Source organism: Nitrospinota bacterium (genome assembly GCA_029881495.1).
In the GTDB taxonomy this organism is placed as follows: Bacteria; Nitrospinota_A; UBA7883; order JACRGQ01; family JACRGQ01; genus JAOUMJ01.
Window position 1 is genome coordinate 91,318 of sequence record JAOUMJ010000007.1, and the last position, 19,654, is coordinate 110,971.

Annotated in this window: 16 protein-coding genes; 10 read left to right on the forward strand and 6 right to left on the reverse strand. The window is 49.1% G+C overall.

All coding sequences use genetic code 11. The annotated features are described in order from the left end of the window. Positions 1-7 precede the first annotated feature (7 nt). The 9 genes from OEY64_04800 (at position 8) to OEY64_04840 (ending at position 9,028) form a co-directional block, all read left to right on the forward strand. Complete coding sequence (locus tag OEY64_04800; GenBank protein MDH5542266.1) at positions 8-2,572, forward strand: MMPL family transporter; 2,565 nt, start codon at positions 8-10, stop codon at positions 2,570-2,572. Beyond that, positions 2,569-3,435 (forward strand): outer membrane lipoprotein-sorting protein, encoded by an 867-nt coding sequence (locus tag OEY64_04805; GenBank protein ID MDH5542267.1) that lies wholly within the window; start codon positions 2,569-2,571, stop codon positions 3,433-3,435. Before OEY64_04800 ends, OEY64_04805 begins: the two co-directional genes overlap by 4 nt. A gap of 24 nt (positions 3,436-3,459) precedes the next feature. Continuing rightward, on the forward strand, positions 3,460-4,755 hold the full coding sequence (locus tag OEY64_04810) for a hypothetical protein (GenBank protein ID MDH5542268.1): 1,296 nt from the start codon (positions 3,460-3,462) through the stop codon (positions 4,753-4,755). 107 nt (positions 4,756-4,862) lie between these two features. Further along, positions 4,863-5,255, forward strand: a complete 393-nt coding sequence (locus OEY64_04815) for a bacteriohemerythrin (GenBank protein MDH5542269.1) — start codon at positions 4,863-4,865, stop codon at positions 5,253-5,255. Between the two features lie 130 nt (positions 5,256-5,385). Beyond that, positions 5,386-5,868 (forward strand): TlpA family protein disulfide reductase, encoded by a 483-nt coding sequence (locus OEY64_04820; protein ID MDH5542270.1) that lies wholly within the window; start codon positions 5,386-5,388, stop codon positions 5,866-5,868. 21 nt (positions 5,869-5,889) lie between these two features. After that, positions 5,890-6,126 (forward strand): DUF4266 domain-containing protein, encoded by a 237-nt coding sequence (locus OEY64_04825; GenBank protein ID MDH5542271.1) that lies wholly within the window; start codon positions 5,890-5,892, stop codon positions 6,124-6,126. Next, the gene (locus OEY64_04830) at positions 6,117-7,388 is read left to right on the forward strand and encodes a DUF3570 domain-containing protein (GenBank protein MDH5542272.1); all 1,272 of its coding nucleotides are present in this window, start codon (positions 6,117-6,119) and stop codon (positions 7,386-7,388) included. Before OEY64_04825 ends, OEY64_04830 begins: the two co-directional genes overlap by 10 nt. 122 nt (positions 7,389-7,510) lie before the next feature. Further along, positions 7,511-8,341: an FAD:protein FMN transferase gene (locus OEY64_04835; protein ID MDH5542273.1), complete on the forward strand. Its 831-nt coding sequence runs from the start codon at positions 7,511-7,513 to the stop codon at positions 8,339-8,341. 96 nt (positions 8,342-8,437) lie between these two features. Continuing rightward, on the forward strand, positions 8,438-9,028 hold the full coding sequence (locus OEY64_04840) for a hypothetical protein (protein MDH5542274.1): 591 nt from the start codon (positions 8,438-8,440) through the stop codon (positions 9,026-9,028). A gap of 18 nt (positions 9,029-9,046) precedes the next feature. Here the strand turns inward: OEY64_04840 and dnaE are convergent, their stop codons facing one another. The 5 genes from dnaE to OEY64_04865 form a co-directional block, all read right to left on the reverse strand. Continuing rightward, positions 9,047-12,517, reverse strand: coding sequence for a DNA polymerase III subunit alpha (gene dnaE, locus OEY64_04845; protein MDH5542275.1), 3,471 nt, complete (start codon positions 12,515-12,517; stop codon positions 9,047-9,049). Between the two features lie 13 nt (positions 12,518-12,530). Continuing rightward, on the reverse strand, positions 12,531-12,797 hold the full coding sequence (locus OEY64_04850) for an FYDLN acid domain-containing protein (GenBank protein MDH5542276.1): 267 nt from the start codon (positions 12,795-12,797) through the stop codon (positions 12,531-12,533). A 15-nt stretch (positions 12,798-12,812) separates the two neighbouring features. Further along, positions 12,813-14,363, reverse strand: coding sequence for a glutamine-hydrolyzing GMP synthase (gene guaA, locus OEY64_04855; protein ID MDH5542277.1), 1,551 nt, complete (start codon positions 14,361-14,363; stop codon positions 12,813-12,815). Positions 14,364-14,366: 3 nt separating this feature from the next. Further along, entirely contained in the window at positions 14,367-15,830 is a 1,464-nt protein-coding gene (guaB, locus tag OEY64_04860; GenBank protein MDH5542278.1) for an IMP dehydrogenase, read from the reverse strand. A gap of 210 nt (positions 15,831-16,040) precedes the next feature. Beyond that, a complete protein-coding gene (locus OEY64_04865; GenBank protein MDH5542279.1) occupies positions 16,041-17,582 on the reverse strand; it encodes a cache domain-containing protein in 1,542 nt (513 codons plus the stop codon). Positions 17,583-17,763: 181 nt separating this feature from the next. Here OEY64_04865 and OEY64_04870 point away from each other — a divergent pair, with 181 nt between their 5' ends. Then, positions 17,764-18,378 (forward strand): sigma-70 family RNA polymerase sigma factor, encoded by a 615-nt coding sequence (locus tag OEY64_04870; protein ID MDH5542280.1) that lies wholly within the window; start codon positions 17,764-17,766, stop codon positions 18,376-18,378. A 19-nt stretch (positions 18,379-18,397) separates the two neighbouring features. Here the strand turns inward: OEY64_04870 and OEY64_04875 are convergent, their stop codons facing one another. Beyond that, positions 18,398-19,645: an FtsX-like permease family protein gene (locus OEY64_04875; protein MDH5542281.1), complete on the reverse strand. Its 1,248-nt coding sequence runs from the start codon at positions 19,643-19,645 to the stop codon at positions 18,398-18,400. Positions 19,646-19,654 lie beyond the last annotated feature (9 nt).

Genomic DNA, 19,654 nt, shown 5'->3' on the forward strand with positions numbered 1-19,654 from the left:
CTTATAAATGGGACTGTTTAATTTCAAAAAAATCGGGTTTTTCAAGGATATTCCGGATTGGGTACATAGACGCAAATACCAAGTCTGGGCAATCTTCATTTTGCTGACCATTATGATTGCTCCCGGGGTTGGAAGGTTCCAGCTTGATCTTTCGGATGAAGCATTTCTTCAGGGGAAGGACAATGTGCGGATAGCATATGACCGCTTTCGCTCCCAGTTCGGCGGTGACGAGTCGATCTACTTCGTATACAGGGCAAAGGATGGCGACGTCTTCTCCGACAGATCGCTTAAGGCGTTGTACGGTATTCAGGAAGAACTCCTCGGATACCGCATGAAATTACAACCAGGGGAGAGGTCGCCGCTTGATCATATTGTCGATGTCACCACGATTTTAAACGTCAGCTATCTGGAGGCTTCTGAAACAGCCCTGGTTTCAAGACCTTTTATCGGAAACAATTTCCCGGCGAATGAGGAAGAGCGGAATAAACTGAGGGAGAGTGCGTTGAACCATCCCGACTATCCGAAGGTCTATATTTCGGAAGACGGCAAGTATGGCGGCATACTTATTCGCACCGATTTCAAGACAAACAAGGTTGGAGATGTTTCCGAAGAAAAACTTCTGGATATGGATGAACCTGGAGATTTCGATGTAACCGAACAAGTGGGGGCCGTTTCAACGTCCGCTGAGACCGTTTCAGAATTTGAATTTGTGGAGATGGAGGATTATGTCAACCTGACCCACGCTATTTATAGCATAACTGATAAACCGGAATACATGGATGCCTTGGAGTACTTCCCAGTAGGGAGGCCAATTTTCGATACATTCATTTTCGACCACTTTGTACCACAGGTAAATGCTGTCATGATAGCCACTACATTGATGATAATGGCAATGCTTTGGATACTGTTCCGCTCGCTGGCGGCTGTTGTTTGGCCTATCGTGATCGTCATGATATCGGCCTTATTGACAGTTGCGGTTCTAGGATGGTTTGATCTGCGGATGAACATGATGGTAAACATCATTATTCTTCTTGTTTTCGTAGTCGGTGTGGCCGATTCGGTTCACATCCTATCTGGCTATATTCTGTTCCGAAAGAAAGGCGAGGACCACCGCACTGCGCTTCGGTCTACGTACGAAAAATCCGGGCCTGCCGTGATGCTCACAAGCGTAACAACCTCACTTGGTATGCTCGCATTGCTGATCGTTCCAATAGTACCGCTGAAGATATTCGGCTTCGCGGCGGCGGTAGGCGTGCTATTCGCTTTCGTGATTACTCTTTTCATGCTTCCTCTCATGCTTGATATATGGAATCCATATACATGGAAAACCAATATTGACGCATCGGAACCGCGACATCATTTTGTGCAGAAGGTATTGAGAAAAACGGAACACTGGAGTCATTCAAAACCGTATGTCAACATCGCGATCTTCACCGCAGTAACAATCGTATTGATATTCGGGACATTGAAGGTTGAGGTAGATTCGAATATTATCAAACTCTTTCCAAAGGATTCATCCGTTAGTCGGGCTTATAATCTTGTAGATACCAAAATGGGGGGTTCGCAGAATCTTGAAATAATGATCGAGGCCCGACAGCCGGGCGCTTTGCGCGAGCCCGACATCCTAAACGCGATGGAAAGTGTTCAAAACTATCTTGAGAACGATATTGACCCGGTAGTCACAACTCGTTCGCTTGTAAATATCGTAAAGGAGTCGAACAAGGCCCTGAACGGCGGTCGCGATGAGGAGTACGCGATACCGCAGGATCCGGCTTTGTTGAAACAGACGATATTCCTGTTTGATAATACCAATCCCGCGGACAGGCGAAAAGTGGTGTCGGACGACTACAGCCAGGGGCATATCTCTGCCACTATCATAAACTTGGGGTCAAAATATTTCGCCGGTATGCTGGATGACATTCACGCTGAGGTTGACAAAACCTTTGATCCGTTAAAAACACGGTATCCGGGGCTTGAGGTTACCGTCACAGGCGGGCTGACAATGATTGCGACCATAGTCAACTACATTGCCTGGTCGCAAATATACGGATTCGGTCTGGCGCTGACGGCGATATCCATAATCCTCTTCTTTACATTCGGTTCGATACGCATCGGCCTGATAGCGCTCTTTCCAAATCTTTTCCCGATATTCGTCGTTTTCGGGATGATGGGGTATATGCGAATCCCCTGCGATACCGACATTCTTATAGTCGCTCCGCTGATGATAGGGATAGTCGTTGACGATACGATTCATTTTCTGACACACTACAGGCTCTCACTCCAAAAAGGGGGGGATATCAACAGCGCAATAATTTCCACGTTCCGCGAAGTGGGACAGGCGATAGTATTTACAACGTTGATACTGGCCGGAGCATTTCTCTGCTTCCTCGGCCTGGATCATAATGGGCTGAAGAATTTCGGAATTCTTTCCGCGGCTGCGATAACAACCGCGCTATTGGCGGATCTGTTTTTGCTTCCGGCTCTGCTAAGTGTAACGAATGCAGGGATGATCAAGGAAATTAAAGGTGATCAATTGGCAACCGAAACCGTTTACCAGGGAGAAGTATCATGAAAAAAATCGTATTTACACTCTTGATGGCGGCTTTCTCATATGGCACCTCTTATGGCGGGGATGCAAAAGAGATAATGCAGAAGGTGCTTGATCGCGAGAATGGAAATTCCCAGTACAGCGTGCAGACGGTTTCCACATGTAGATATGAAGTAAAAAAGAAAACCATAGCATGTGCCGAGACCCCGCGGACAAAGGTCGTCGAAACGATCCGGAAGGATTACGGCCCTAAAGGGAAGGATATTAAAAGCGTCAGCCTGATTTTGGAGCCTTCATCCGAAAGAGGTATAGGATTTCTTCAATATGATTATGAAGACCAGGAGAAGGAATCCGATCAGTGGATGTATCTTTCCGCTCTGGGCAAGGTAAAGCGGGTAGTTTCGGGACGGAGCGATGAGCCGAAAACCGGCACCCTTTTCGGATCGGAAATTTCCTATGAAGATGTGGAAGTGAAGCATATCGATGATTTCATTTACACACTCCTGATAGAGGAGAAGTACGATGGCAGGGAATGCTGGGTAATTGAGTCGGTTCCAACTCCGAAGCACGCCAGGAAAAGCAATTACAGCAAGACCGTTCAATGGATAGACAAGGAGCGCCTGGTGGTGTACCGCGCGATCATGTACGATCGCCACGGAAAACCTGCAAAGCAGATGACCCAGAGCGATTATGTTTTGAAGGATGGAGTATGGATCGCGAAGAAAATGAATATCAACAATGTTCAGAGCAGAAGAATTTCAACTTTGAAACTGGATGATGTGGCCATCAATATTGCGGTAGATGATTCGCTCTTTACGGAACGTACGCTGACCGACGATTCCTTCCGCGAGGGGAACATGCGGGATATCCGCGTGGCAAAAAAATAGCCATAAAGGGAAGAGAGGCAAGCCATGCGTTATTCAGCGGTTGCGCTTTTGATGATGCTCGGATGGCTGGTTCCATACACGGCGCCAGCCGGTGCGGAAGGGAACACCGATTTCGAAACATTCGAACTTGGCGAGGATTTCGAGATTGATGAAACATCCACGGAGCCTTTATTAAGTAAAGATTTAAGATTTACCATCTCCGCCGGTGGGGGGATGCCTCCGCAAGGATCGGCCTCCGAGGGCTCCTACCGGTTTGACCTTCGCACACAGTGGGGGCGTTATTTCGATAATGGACTCTTTTTTTCCCTCGACGCCAAGGGGGTGATCGGAAATTCCGAGTCACGGTTCATCGACAATAGGGATGTCGCCGCAGGTTCATTAAGATTGCGCGACCTCTATATTCAAAAGGGGGCGGATTGCTGGAGTTTGAAAGCCGGATACCAGGTGATCGTTTGGGGAGAGCTGGACATGGTCCAAATCACAGACGTTGTAACTCCATGGGACTACTCGGAGTTTGCATTCACAGCCCCGGAGGATGCGAGGGTAGGGCAGGCAATAGTCCTTTATGAGTTTTACAAGGCGCTTGGAGGGACAGCGGGCATTTTTATAAATCCCATCCCTCTTACGAACCGATATCCGGGCGGGGATGCGAGAAATCTTTTCGCGAAGTCTTTTGGCTCAACAAGTTTTATCCTCGAGGAGAATAAACCGGGATCATTTGGTAACAATGCCGAGTTCGGTTTTAAATGGAAAAAGAATGCTGGAATTATGGACCTGTCCTTTATGGGGGCTTCGCTTTATGCGGATGACGCCGTCTATACGTTCAAGGGGACTGCACCAGAACCGGTTTTTACATCCGAATATCCAAAATTTGTTGTTGGTGGCGCCGCCGTGAACATAAGGGCGGAAAACCTGCTTTGGAAGGTGGAAGTGGCGCACAAGGAGCGGGAGGGAGTTCCATCCGGCAGTGAGAAGATCGTTTCGGATGAAGCAGGGCTTGGGGTAGATGTGAACATCAGGGATATATACTCGCTTGTTTTTGAAACTTCGGTAAGACAAGGGAGCGATGGAGATACCTCCATATATGCCGCAAGAGGGTCAAGATCGTTTCGTAATGAAACGCTTAACGCCGTCATATTTTTAAGTTATGATACTAATAGCGAGTATCTCGTAAAGGCACTCTATTTCAGGTATTCTGTCAGCGATAATATCTCCGCGGAATTTAGCGGTACTGTCATGGATGTCGGCAAGGAGGATTCACCAATGAAATTTGTCGATAGCATGGATGTGGTTACTCTCAGGGTAAACTACTACTTTTAAAGCACAGAAGCCGGCTATATTTGGGCCAGCCACAGGTGTGCGTTCAAACCATGCAGCATTGGGAAAATGATATTTTTTTCAGTTGCGGTTTTCAAAAAGGAGGAGAGATGACGATTGAGTGGAAAGAAGAATTCAGCGTCGGCGTGGAGAAGTTCGACGAGCATCACAGGAAACTGCTAAGCATTATTAATTCGCTCATGGATTCGGCAAACGCGGGAAAAGGTGGAGATACTTCCGTGGTCAGCATCCTTAAAGAGCTGTATGAATACTCCAAGTATCATTTCAGCGAGGAAGAAAAAGAGCTTGAATCGCGAGGGTACGCAAACCTGGAAAAACAAAAAGAGGAACATGCGCGATTTGGCAAGCAGATACATGAATACAGCTCGATGTTTTTGGCCGATTCGGAACCGAAAGTATCGGAGGTTGCGGACTTCCTTTCAAACTGGATGCTCAACCATATTCTTGAGGAAGACCGGAGATACATGACCGTTTTCAAGTAAATATAGCTGTAATAACAATAGGTTATCTGGTTATATGAGTAGCTGGAGTTTTTGGGAACCTCTTTTTCTTGCCCACAAATTTTAAAATCTGTATACTTTCCCGATGCAATTCAAACATCTTTTTCAGATATTGTTTTTTGTTTTATCAGTCTCCAGCCTTCCAGTCTCCGTTCACGCGGAGGATGACCCACCGCAGAGGGAATACGAGAAGTTTCTTGATCTCGAAAAGTACAAATATGATGTTATTCTTCTCGATTTTTGGGCGTCGTGGTGCGATCCATGCGTTAGATCGTTCCCATGGATGAGCGAAATGGAAGAGCAGTACGGCCCAAAAGGCTTCAGGGTTGTAACCGTGAATCTTGACAAAAAAAAGGATGCTGTAGACCGGTTTATGGCGAAGTTCCCTTGGATCAAATTTCCGGTAATTCTTGATCCAAACGGGAAACTTGCGAACAAGTGGAAGCTTCAGGCTATGCCGACGTCCTACCTGATCGACAGGGAGGGGAAAGTAAGGTATGTTCACAAGGGATTTTTTCTGGAACAGTTATCGACTTACGAAGCGCACATAAAAGAGCTGGTTGGAGAGTCTCCCTCCGGCAATTCTGCAAAATAATATTTGAAGGAACTGGCAACAATGGGTAAAACACGTTCACAAAAGGTCATTTCATTTATGCTGTTCACGATTCTGCTGTTTTCGTCGGGATGCGCGTCGATAGGCGTACAGGTTTGGGACAGGGATCTCCTGGCAGAAGAGTCGATGAAATTCGATTCCACCCCGATCCAGACTGCGCTTGAGGAACATATATATTTCAGCAAGGAAGCATCAAGCGGCGGACGCGGTCTTGGCGGAGGCGGATGCGGATGCAACTGAAAAAGAAAGGGCCGATACGCGCCGCGCTCGCAACGGCTACCTGCACACTGCTCGGGGTGACGTCCATCGCTTCTGCCGCCACAAATCTGGACGGATGGCAGCTAGATGGAGCGTTTCTCCTCTACACTGAAGCAAATCGGATCACTGTCGTTGAGCCGGTAATAAACGGAAAGAAGGATTTTGGAGGCGACAGGTTCCTGAACCTGAGGCTTATGCTTGACGCCGTGAGCGGTGCTTCTCCCAATGGAGCGTCACCCTCCGACCAGCCGCAGACATTCACAAGCCCGTCGGGGGTAATGACCTACACGGTAAATGAGGGTGATGCGCCGGTACACCCCCACTTTAAGGATACCCGCCTTGCGCTTAGCGCCGCCTGGGATCAGCCGATCACGAGAATAACAAAAGGGAACATCGGCCTGAACTTCTCGAAAGAGAACGATTTCCAGTCACTCGGAACAGGCGTTGGAATAGCTCAGGATCTGTTCAGCAGGAACACTACCCTAACTCTGTCGATATCGACCGAAGCGAACACGATAAATCCCACCGGAGGGATACCAACCCACATGACTAATATGATCCCACCTGGACAGGTGGCATCGTTTGAAGCGCAACAATCCCGGGACGTTCAGGACGGGCTTATAGGGCTAACCCAGATTATTAGCCGCCACGCCATCATGCAGCTTAATTACTCATATGGCAAAACAAACGGCTACCAGAATGATCCATACAAGCTTATAAGTATCGTCGATAGAACTACCGGAAAACCTATCAGGTATGTTTATGAGAACCGGCCCGAATTACGGATCCGGGAGAGCCTCCTTTGGCAGGGGCGATACCACTTTGCCACAAATGTTGCGGGTCTGGCGTACAGGTACTACTGGGATGACTGGGGGGTCGTATCAAATACGGTGGATATCACATACCAGATCATGTTCGGCGAAAAGGATTTCATCGAACCGCATATAAGGCTTTACCATCAGTCGGCGACCAATTTTTACCGGCACAGCCTCGTTTATGAATCTGATGCGAGCCGGTATCCTGAATTTGCGAGCGCGGATTACCGCCTTGGCGATATGGACGGGATCACCGTCGGCGTGAAATTCAATACCGACATGTTTCTTAAAAAGGATGCAAGCATAAGGCTTGAATATTACAGGCAGTCGGGCAACAGCCATCCAGCCGACGCGATCGGAGTGCAGAAGGATATGGACATGTTCCCGACTATCCACGCGTTCATTGTTCAAATACTAGTGACCTATTGAAGAGCAAACCAAAGCGCAAAAAGAAATACATACCTCGAAGCAGACCAAACCGCCCCGCAGGGGCGGAACCTGCCGTTACTCTTGCGAAAGCCGATAGCTATTTCATAGGGCGTTTCAGCGCCATGGCGAGTCCGTGCGAAATACTAATGGAGACCGATGACGCGAAGCTCGCCATGAAACTCCTTCGCATAGCCGCCCGCGAGGCCTTCCGCATTGAAAGGAAATACAGCCGCTACGTGAGCGGGAATATCATCGACAAGATCAACAACGCCAACGGGGAAAGGGTAAAGGTAGACGACGAGACCGCTCTCCTTATCGATTTTGCAAACAGCTGTTTTGAACTCAGCGAGGGCTTATTCGATGTAACCTCCGGCGTGTTAAGGAAGGCCTGGAAATTCGACGGAAGCAGCAACCTTCCGGAGCAGGTGCTGATAGACAGCATTCTGCCCAATGTCGGCTGGGGGAAGGTGACGTGGGAGAAGCCTTACTTCAGTATGCCCGCCGGGATGGAGCTTGATTTTGGCGGCATTGGAAAGGAGTACGCGGTAGACAGAACGGTTCTCCTCCTGCGTGAAGCAAAAAAAATCGCGTTACTGGTGAATTTCGGCGGGGATATCTATACCGGCGGGGAGAAGAGGGACGGCAAGCCGTGGCTGGTTGGTATAGAGGATCCTTCCGGGGGGGAGAAGGCATCAAAGGTGCTTGAGATAACCAACGGCGCGCTCGCTACAAGCGGCGATACAAAAAGATATCTTTTGAAGGACGGCAAGAGACTTGGGCATATACTGAATCCTTTAACCGGCTGGCCCGTGGAGGACGCCCCCTCCTCAGTGACCGTAGCGGATGATACATGCACAAATGCGGGGATACTGGCGACGCTTGCCATGCTGCATGGCGCGAACGCGGAGGAGTTCCTTGAGGAGCAGGGGGTGCGCTTCTGGTGCGTACGGTAAGCGTGGCGGGACTCAAGTACCTGATTTTCGGATATCCATTCCCCTGTTATATAATCAGAATATTAAGCATTAATAATCATTATTGAAAGGATTTGTATGGGGGCGCGAATTTCGTTTTTCACAATTCTGTTGCTACTGAATCTGTCCATGTCCGCTTTTGCGGGGAAATTGCTCACTGCCGGCCCTGTGGTCGACGGTGGAAGCGGGAACAACCTTGGCCTTATAGGGATCGGGATATACCATTTCTCGAAGGAATCCCCCACTAGTTTTTATGTTAACTCGTTTTTCCTAACTGGGGATCGTTCAGCCGATAACGAAGTACAAACCGAGGATGAAATGCGCGGGATTTATTATAGAAACTACATGTTGAATATTGGCGCGACCCGAAGCATATTCAGTTGGTTTGGGGCATACGCCGGGGTTGGTCTCGGTTTGAAGAAGGCATACGAAGGGTGGGATACATCCGGAAGGCCCTCTACAGGAAGCTGGCTGTCAAGCGCGCTAAGTAGCGGAGGAAACGGAACGGATCCCGATTTCTACAAACCGAAAACTTCGAGCGATCAATGGGGGTTGAACGTAAACGCCGGTATCCAGATACTGCTACCTAAAGTATCGCTGGATGTGGGGTACAACACTCTCACGGGGAACAGTTACGTCGGATTCGGGATGGTAGTCGAGATGCCGTAACGGGCCATGTCGGCATAATCAGGAGCAGTAGACGGAGTTCGGACCGAGTATAGTTTCTATTTCGTCCAGGAATTTGTCGTCCGCGGTCACTCCATATTTGTCGGAGGCGTTAACGAATACCCTCTTTTTATCCGGGAAGGTGAAGTGGAGGGTGAGGGTGCTTTTTCCCCTGTGTTTTTTCGCGACGGAGCGTATCTCCTCCAGCAGTTTTTCTTCCAGGCCCACCATATTGATCTTCAGGTGAATTGTGTTTGTGAACTTGGTTTTTGCCTCCTTGAGCGAGATGATTTCACTCGCGATCATCTTGGTTTCATTTTCGCCGGCGTCGAGCTGGCCGACAAGGAAAACAGGATCGTTGCTCTCCAGAAGCGAGTGGGATTTCTCAAGGAGTTCGGGCCAGATGATAACGCTAATCGAGCCTGTAAGATCCTCAAGCGTGACATAGGCCATCAGCTTTTTCTTTTTCGTAAGCTGGGTTCGAAGCGAGCTGACTACTCCACAGAGCCTTACTTCACGTTTGCTAGGCGTGTCGGCGAGGTCGGTTACAAAATGGGTGGCGAGGTGTTTGATATCCTTCTGGAAAGGTTCCAGCGGATGTCCGGTTATGTAAAAGCCGACCATCTCCTTTTCGTAGGATAGCTTGTCACGTTCCGGCCATGGATTTTTATCGGGTACAAGCCGAAGGGTCTCTTCCTGTTCGGTTTCCAATTGGTCGAACATGCTTTTTTGTCCGCTTGTTTTATCGTTTCTAGCTTTTGCTGATTCATCGAAAAGATTGTCGATAGCTTCAAAAATTGCCGCCCGGTTTGGGTGGAGACTGTCAAACGCCCCGCATTTAACCAGAGATTCAAAAGCCCTTTTGTTGATCAGTTTTGTGTCTACCGCTTTTGCGAAGTCGACTACCGTCTTGAAATGACCGTTCTCATTTCTGGCGCGAATTATTTCCCGTACCGCGCCGAGGCCGACGTTCTTTATTCCTGCCATGCAGAAGATGATGTCGTTTCCGTCAACGTAGTAGTATTCACCGCTAAGGTTCACGTCGGGAGGCCTTATATCGATCCCCATATCCTTGCATTCGTTCCTGTAAAGAACCACCTTCGCGGTGTTGTCCATTTCGCTTGTGAGCATGGAGGACATGAACTCGTGCGGATAGTGCGCTTTGAGGTAGGCTGTCTGGTAACTTAGGAGGGCATACGCGGCGGAGTGTGATTTGTTGAAACCGTATTCGGCGAATTTATACATCAAGTCGAAAACTTCACCCGCCTTCTTTTCGTTGATCTTCGCCTTTTTCGCCCCTTCCATGAATTTTTCGCGCATGTTTTCCATAACGTCCATCTTCTTTTTCCCCATCGCCTTGCGAAGAGTATCGGCTTCTCCCATCGTAAAACCTGCCAGGACGTTAGCCAGTTTCATGACCTGTTCCTGGTATACGATTACGCCGTAGGTTTCCGCCAGCGCTTCGGTCATTTGCGGAAGTATATTTTCGGTCTTTTCAGTGCCATGCTTTCGCCTGATGAATGAATCTATCATACCGCTTCCGATAGGGCCTGGCCGGTAGAGAGCTACCAGGGCTATTATGTCGGTAAAGTTCTCAGGTTTCAGTTTTCGAAGTATATCCCTCATGCCGGACGATTCTAGCTGGAATATGCCGAGTGTTTTAGCTTCCGAAAGGAGTTTGAAAGTCTTTTTGTCGTCCATCGGGATCGACTTGATGGAAAATGCGGGATCCTTTTTAGATTTGATCTTCTTTTCCGTCCAGTCGATGACCGTTAGTGTGCGGAGTCCGAGAAAGTCCATTTTCAGGAGGCCGAGGTCTTCGCAGTTGTTCATCGGGTACTGCGTGACTACGTCCCCCTTGTTTGTGCGGTAAAGGGGGAGGTACTCTGTAAGCTCCGAAGGGGCGATAACCACGCCAGCCGCGTGGGTCGATGCGTGGCGCGACACACCTTCAAGCACTTCAGCCGTTTCCATCAGTTCCTTTACGCGGGGATCTTTCTTGATGAGGTCGGCGAGCCTCGGTTCGGTCTTTATCGCCTCCTTGATAGTGATGTTCAGGGTTTCCGGTATCAGCTTTGCTATCCGGTCGACATCTGAATACCCCATATCCATTACACGTCCGACATCGCGAAGTACGGCCCTTGCTTTCATCGTTCCAAACGTGATTATCTGCGCTACGCTCTTTTCGCCGTATTTGTCCGAGACATACTTGATTACCTCATCGCGCCTCTCCATGCAGAAATCTATATCGATATCCGGCATTGAGATACGTTCCGGGTTCAGGAACCGCTCGAAGAGAAGACCGTATTTTATCGGGTCGATGTCGGTTATGGAGAGGGAGTAGGCCACGAGGCTTCCAGCGGCGGAACCGCGGCCCGGGCCAACAGGAATTTTGTTTTTAAATGCGAACTGTATGAAGTCCCATGTTATCAGGAAGTATCCTGCGAAATTCATGTTGTTTATAACGCCAAGCTCCAGTTTTAGTCTCTCCCTGTACATCTGAACGGTTTTTTCATCCAGTTTCCCCTCCTTTTTCTCCTTCTCATGGAGGCGTATCTCCAGGTTATGGCTCACGAGATCGTCGAGGTATTTCTGCGGAGAGGAGTAGTCGGAAGGTACCGTGTACTCCGGGAGGTGGTATTGGCCCAGGTGAAGGTCGAGGTTGCATCTTTCGGCAACTTCCCTGGTATTCGTAATCGCTTCCGGTATCCATGCGAAAAGTTTCCTCATCTCTTCGGCAGACTTGAAATAGAACTCCTGTGAGGAGAAGCGCATCCTTTTTTCATCGCTGAGGATTTTTCCCGTGCCTATGCATAGGAGGGCGTCGTGCGCGTGAGAGTGCTCCTTTTGCAGGTAATGGGCGTCGTTGGTGGCGACTACTTTTGTTCCGATCTTTTTAGCCAGCTCGACTATCTGAGGATTGACCATCTTCTGTTCAGGTATGCCGTGATCCTGGATCTCAAGGTAATACCTGTCGCCGAAAAGCTCCTTATAGAATCCGGCGGCTTTTTCCGCCTCCTCCTGCTTGTTGGAAAGGAGTTTGCGGGCTACTTCCCCCTTGAGGCATGCCGACATTGCGATAAGTCCCTGGTTATGCTGTGCGAGGAGTTCCTTGTCGATACGCGGTTTATAGTAGAATCCTTCGGTATATCCGGCCGATGAGAGCTTGCAGAGGTTTTTATATCCTTCCAGATTCTTTACAAGGAGTATCAGGTGATGGGAGATGTCGTCATCCGGATTTTCATTTGACGTCTTGTCGTGCCTGCTTCCAGACGCAACGTATACTTCACAGCCTATTATCGGCTTTACCGGGCTTTTGAACCCTTTCTGGTAGAAATCGATCGCGCCGAAAAGGTTGCCGTGGTCGGTGACCGCCACGGCAGGCATGTTGAACTCTTCCGCTTTTTTTAGTAAGTCGGGAAACTGTATAGCGCCGTCCAGGAGTGAGTATTCTGAATGGAGATGGAGGTGGACGAAATCCTCATGAGCCATTTCCGCTCCTCAGCTATAGCACCGGGAGGTCATCATCCAGGTCTTCAATTTCATCGTCTGCCACCAGTTCCGTATCGTCATCCGTATCCACAATGTCATCCGCCTCGACCTCAACGGGGACGTATGCTTTTGTCTTGGCGCGTGAGGATGAGCCCCTGACAGGAGCCTTTGACGGGTCGGCGTTGCATTTAGGACACTTCGGTTCAGGTTTGTTCAAGTCGTAGAATCGTACTCCACACTTGTGACAGGTATAGCGTTTACCCCATTTAGGATCTACCATTTATGAGCCTCCAAATTATTCCCATTCTATTGTTCCCGGCGGTTTAGAGGATATATCATAAACCACCCGATTTACACCATTAACTTCATTAATAATCCGGTTGGATATTTTGGCCAAAAGATCCCCCGGAAGGCGCACCCAGTCGGCTGTCATTGCGTCCTTGCTGTTCACCGCCCGGACGGCTATCGCATTGTCATAGGTACGTTCGTCACCCATTACCCCTACCGATTTTACCGGGAGGAGCACTGCGAAAGACTGCCATATTTCCCTGTACAGGCCGGCTTTCTTGATCTCATCCACGACGATTTCATCGGCGTTCCTTAGTATCTCAAGCCTCTCCTTCGTAACGGCCCCGATTATCCTGATTGCAAGACCGGGACCGGGAAAAGGCTGTCTGTGTATAAGGGTTTCGCTGATCTTCATCTCCAGGCCGAGGGTTCTCACCTCATCCTTGAAGAGTTCGCGGAACGGCTCCAGGAGCTTCATTCTCATGACCTTCGGTAGTCCCCCTACATTATGATGGCTTTTGATCACTGCCGACGGCCCTCTGAAGGAAACCGATTCGATCACATCCGGGTATAACGTGCCCTGCGCGAGGAAGTTCACGTTCTTTCCTATTTTTTTGGCTTCCTCGCGGAAGACGTTGATGAACTGTCTTCCGATTATCTTTCTCTTCTTCTCGGGATCCGTGACTTTTGATAGAGGCTTGAGGAAAACATCGGAGGCATCCTTGAATTTAACCTTTATATGAAGCTCTTCCTTGAATGTTTTAAGTACCTTTTTCGCCTCGTCTTTTCTAAGGAGGCCGTTGTCTATGAACAGACAAGTGAGCTGATCCCCGATCGCCTTGTGAATTATCGCCGCGGCGACAGTGGAGTCGACTCCGCCTGAAATCCCAAGGAGAACCTTGTCCTTGCCGACTATCTCCTTTATGCGTTCGACTTCATAGACGAGGAACGATCTCATGCTCCAGTTGCACGCGCAGCCGCAGATATCCTTCACGAAGTTCTGGAGTATTGTTTTTCCGTTTGGGGTATGCACAACCTCCGGATGGAACTGAAGGGTGAAAACACCCTTCCCGTTTTTCATCGCCGCCACGGGGGAGTTGTCCGTGTGCGCGATGGAGGTGAAGCCGTTCGGTATTTTTACAATGCGATCGCCGTGGGACATCCAGACCTGTTCGCTGTCGGCCAGCCCGCGGAACAAGTCGGACTTGTCGTCGATCTTCAGCATAGCATGGCCGTATTCGCGCGTCTTTGATAGCTCCACCGTTCCGCCGAGTGTTTTTGTGATTATCTGCATCCCGTAGCAGATGCCGAGAATCGGGAGCCCGGCGTCAAGCACCCCTTTCGGGATTTTCGGCGCCGTGCGCTGATGCACGGAGAATGGGGAGCCGGAAAGTATTATCCCTTTCGGATTGAATTCACGGATCTTGGAAGTTGGGGCATTGCAGGGAAAAATTTCGCAATAGACGCCGATCTCCCTTACGCGCCTCGCGATAAGCTGTGTATATTGCGAACCGAAGTCAAGTATCAGGATCTTTTCCTGATGTACGACGTCATCCATCAGTTACTCAATTCCGTAATTGGGAGCTTCCTTGGTAATGTCAACGTCATGGACATGGCTTTCCTTCAGCCCCGCGTTGGTTATCCTGATAAATGTGGATTTCTCCTGCAGTTCCCGTATTGTGGCGGTTCCGCAATAGCCCATCCCGGAGCGGAGCCCGCCAAGGAGCTGGAACACGACCTGGGAGACTGCCCCCTTGTACGGTATTCTCGCTTCGACCCCTTCCGGCACGAGCTTGTTGCTGGTAGCGCCCGCTTCCTGGAAATACCTGTCTGAACTCCCTTCCTGCATCGCTCCGATGGACCCCATCCCCCTGTACTCCTTGTAGGTTCTGCCGTGATAGAGGATCTTCTCTCCCGGGCTCTCCTCAGTGCCGGCAAAAAGGGAGCCTATCATCACAGATGATGCACCGGCGGCGATCGCCTTTACGACATCGCCTGAATACTTGATCCCGCCGTCGGAAATGACAGGAACTCCGTCCTTTTTCGCTTCCCCGGCACAGTGAGCGACAGCGGAGATCTGGGGAACACCAACGCCTGAGATTATCCTTGTGGTGCAGATGGAGCCCGGGCCGATACCGACCTTGACCGCGTCGACCCCAGCGTCTATTAGCGCTCTGGTCGCCTTGGCAGTGGCGATATTTCCGGCAATAAGGGAGATGGCAGGGTGTTTCTTTTTTATTTCATCGACGGTCCTCAGCACACCTTCGGAATGTCCGTGCGCGGTGTCGATAACAATTACGTCTACGCCGGATTTTACGATGGCATCGGCGCGGTCGAACCGGTCGTCGCCTGTTCCGAGGGCGCCTCCGACAAGGAGCTGACCCCTCTCATCCTTAAGGGCATCCGGGTATGTGATCGATTTTTCGATATCCTTAACGGTGATCAATCCCACGAGCTTCCCTTTTTTATCGACGACGAGGAGCTTCTCCTTGCGGTGTTTCTGCAAAAGCTCCTTAGCCTTGTCCATAGAGATGCCGACTTCAGCCGTTACAAGGTCTTCCTTGGTCATAAGGTCGTCGATGAGGAGTTTCATGTTCGTTACAAACCTAAGGTCGCGGTTTGAGAGGATACCTACCAGCTTGTCCCCTTCGGTAATAGGGATCCCGGAAATGTTGTATTTGTTCATAACCTCAAGCGCTTCTTTGATGGTCTGTTTGCGCGTGAGGGTTATCGGGTCGGCTATCATACCGGAACTGTACCTCTTTACCTTTTCGATCTCAGCCGCTTGAAGGTCGATAGGGAGGTTTCGGTGTATTATCCCGATGCCCCCCTCCTGGGCGAGAGCTATTGCCAGGGTGGAGGTGGTCACCGTATCCATCGGAGCAGATATCAGAGGGACGTTCAGTTTTACCGTTTTTGTGAGATTCGTCTTTAGTTCGACATCCCTTGGAAGCACTTTGGAGTGATCCGGAAGGAGCATAACATCGTCGAACGTAAGATATAAATCGAGAGGAAGTTTTAACATTTTGTAATCATTCCAAATAACCGTTGAAAGAGCCATTACCGACCGATAATTTGCCGGGCGTACCTTCGTTTAATAGGGGTGGATAGTATCACAAAGCCGCTGGCAGGTTAAGGGAAAAATTATGCGTAAAGCGACGGATTTGAGCGAATAAGTATGTTGTTAAAAATCAAGTAGTTATCTTGTGGCATTCAGCGGTTGCAAAGTTGAAAATTAGTTTAAAGAGTAACCAGAAATTTCCTTGAATATTTCGCCAAGGTTTTTATTATTTGCAGGGTTTGTATAGATTTTTCCCTGCGACTGTTCGTTTATCCACGCGATTGAAATGGAATCGTCCCCAACACGGGTATATATGTTGGCATAATCCATATCCGAAGAGTAAACAATCGTGATTTGGGAAAGCATAAAGCCGAAATCAAGAAGCCTTTCAATAATGGTTTTCAGATTATCCGTGTGAACGGCGACTATTACAGCCTTTAATTCCCTTTTTTCATAGGGGTAGATCTTGAATTCCCTGATCTCGCGAAACATGTTGCCGAGCAGATCGTTTGTCCCATCGCCGAAAAGCTCCCCCCTGGCTTTGTAAAGGATGTTGATGGCCGACCTCTCGAATGATGAGAAGAAGGTGCTGTCAAGCGGATAGATATGCCCTAGATAGGTAAACCGTCCGGGGTATGAGATTACCAGACCTGTGCAGGTGCTTATGCCTAAGGTCGAAAGAGCTTCCCCCTTTTTCCCGCTGGCATATTCATTGATATCGACCTTTATGAGGTTTTCGGTTATTTCCTTGATACCCGAACCGTCGTCGTACCCGATTGAGAGCTTTTTATACATCCGGTTGATAAAATATTCCATATTTTCCCTGAAGTGTTTTGTTATCACTTCATCTTCATCCACTTCGGAGACGATTATCCAGTTGTTCCCCATGAAGCTGAATTTTTCAAAAGAGCTGAACACGCGCACTCCCCTGTAATCTTCCGAGATTATTTCACCTTCATTTTTCCCAATGGCTTTTTTAAGCGATTCCGTATCAACATTGAAATTCATAATTGTATTTGTAGGGAAAAAGCGGGATTGAGAGAGCATTAAATTTTCTTCATTCACGAGGTATATTTCGCCGGTATTGCCGAGTTCGCCGGTCGTTATGACATCGGTGAGAAGCGCGTTTATGGTGTTGATCGAATATTGGAAAGCGATCCATCCGGCAAGCTCTCCCTTCTCCTTTACCGGATTGATTATGAAGGAGGCTGCTTCTTTTGACGGGGCATAATAGTCGTAATCCACAAATCGGACATAGGGGTCGGATTTCAGCAGCGTTGATATACGCGATTTTGCCAGATCCCCTTCGAATATATTTTTCCGGTAATCGGCTTCCTTTCTAATCGTGCTGAAAATGAACCCGCTGCTGTCGATAAAGAGGATGTCGTAAAATTCATGGAGTTCCTTCACGTAATAATACTCAAGCGACGTTTCATCGGCGGAGTACAAAGGGTTGGCGCTTATCAGGCTCTTGTCGCTGGAGCGATGGCGGAAAAAATAGTCAACAACGATTTTGTCCTCTCCGGCCCTGGATGCTTTTTTGAATAGCCTCTCAAGGTGCGAGATTACGGTTTCCTTCTTTGCCGTACGCATGGAAGAGAGCTTTTTAAAGGTCGAGTTTTTAAGGTCGGCGTCAGGCTTTCCACTGCACGAGAGAGGGAGGAGCATAATAACAAGCGCCAGCGCGTATAACCGTTTCAAAAAGTGTTTCAGCATTATTTAAGAATTTCCAAATAAGATTAAACTGTTTGTCCCAACCGCCCAATATTAACATCAAGAGTGAAGGAAATGAATAATATACAGACTGATTTTCCAAAACAAGTGGATTTTCAAGGATTATCCGACTCAATTGGAGTTGAGGTTAAAAAAAGGGATAAAGTGGAGATATCAAAGTAAAATGGTATGGATGGAATCAGCGAAGGAACTTGACGAAAAGAGCATAGCGAAGTTCAGATCCGGGGAACAACGCGCGTTCGACGACCTTGTGAAGCGGTATGACGGCATGATCTACGGTTTTCTCTCCAGAATGTGCGGGAATACTGAAAAGGCAAAAGACATGGTGCAGGAGACATTCCTGACAGCATACCGCTATCTGGAAGGTTTTCGGGGTGACGCATCCTTCAAGACGTGGCTTTACAGAATAGCGTCCACATCATGCCTGAGAAGCAAGCGGAGGAAAAAAAATGAGCCGAGCTACCATCTGTCGCTTGATGATCTCCTGCCGGGTGAGGCGGAGAAGAAAGACGGGATAGCGCAAAGCTGGTATAACGCTCCTGCTGAAGAGCTTTTAAATAACGAATTGAAGGAGCAGATCAAGAAAAGCCTGCTGAACCTCCCCGAGAAGTACAGACTGGTTTTCGTATTAAGGGAGATGGAGGAGTTCAGCGCCGAAGAGACCGCAAGCACTCTTGATATTTCCGTCGCGGCGGTAAAATCGAGGCTCCATCGCGCACGCCTTTTCCTGCGAAAGGAACTCGCCGAGTATTACCTGAAAGGCGAGGTCAGCAAGTAGGGGGGAGATAGCTCTTCACTCAGACGAGGCGGATGGTTTCGACCGGGTTTACGCGTCCGGCGCGGAGGGCAGGGTAAAAGCCGGAGAGAAGCGTAGCAATCATTACCGCCGAAACAATCAATAGGAGGTTTTCGGGGAAGATACTTACGTACATGATCGGGTCAAATGCAACACCGGCGATCTCGGTATTCCCTTCGCCTACCATTGCGGTCATGTCCAAGCCGGTTGTATTCAAGTACCAGTAAGGCCATGCGGTAACAATAGCCGAAAAGATAAGACCGGAAATTCCTAGCCAGAAACTTTCCCACATGACGAGCCTGAAAAGTCCGCCGGGACTCATCCCGATAGCCATCAGTATCCCGAATTCGCGGAGGCGCTCCATCACGCTAATGAACAGGGTATTGAATATCCCTGCGGCGACGAGGATCATGATTATCATTTCAAAGAATTTTGAGCCTGAGACTTTCATTGTTATGAAGCCGGCTAGCTCCGGCTGTGTCTCGCTCCAGATGTGTACCGCGTTTTCCGGCTCAAAGCGGTGCTTGAGGCGGTTTCGCACCTTGTCGCTGTCACGCTGGTCGTTAATGAATATCGAGACGTTGGTACTCTCATCGCTAGAGTAGCCTAGTATCTTTCTCGCCGTATCAATCGGTAGTATGCAGAGGCCGAGGTCTACGCCGGGAGCGCCGGTTTTGATTATCCCCGACACCCTTGCAAGGCCGCTGGTTATGTCGCCGTTCTTGTCTGTCATGGTGTAGACAACTTTCTTCCCCATCTTCGCGCCGAGGTTTTTGGCAAGTACCGCGCCGAGAATGATCCCTTTGTCACGGGAGGTTGCGAACATTTCCCCCTCGGAGAAATCATCCATTAGGGCAAAGGTATTTGCGTCCTCCGTTTCCGGGTCGATGGCAATGAATCCGGCACCGTAACTCTCGCCGGCAGTCGCGAGCATGACGTTCCCGGTGATCCTGGTGACCACCTTTGAAACCTCCCTGTCTTCCATGGCAATCATGCTCTTTTCCTTTACGCCGGTCACTGTTCTGTTGAGCGTCGGCTTATCTAGATATTTCGGGTGCTGGATAGTCACATGTCCGCTGCCAAGCCGCGCGGCGAGGTCTATCATCCCCCCGTAGGTGGCGTCGCCAATACCTGTAAATATTATGGCGAGAAAAGTTCCAAAGGCGATAGCGGAGAGGGTAATCAATGTCCTCCTTTTGTGCCGCCAGAGGTTTCTCCATGCCATTATCGAGAGTTTCGCTTCATTCATCCTTCGCTC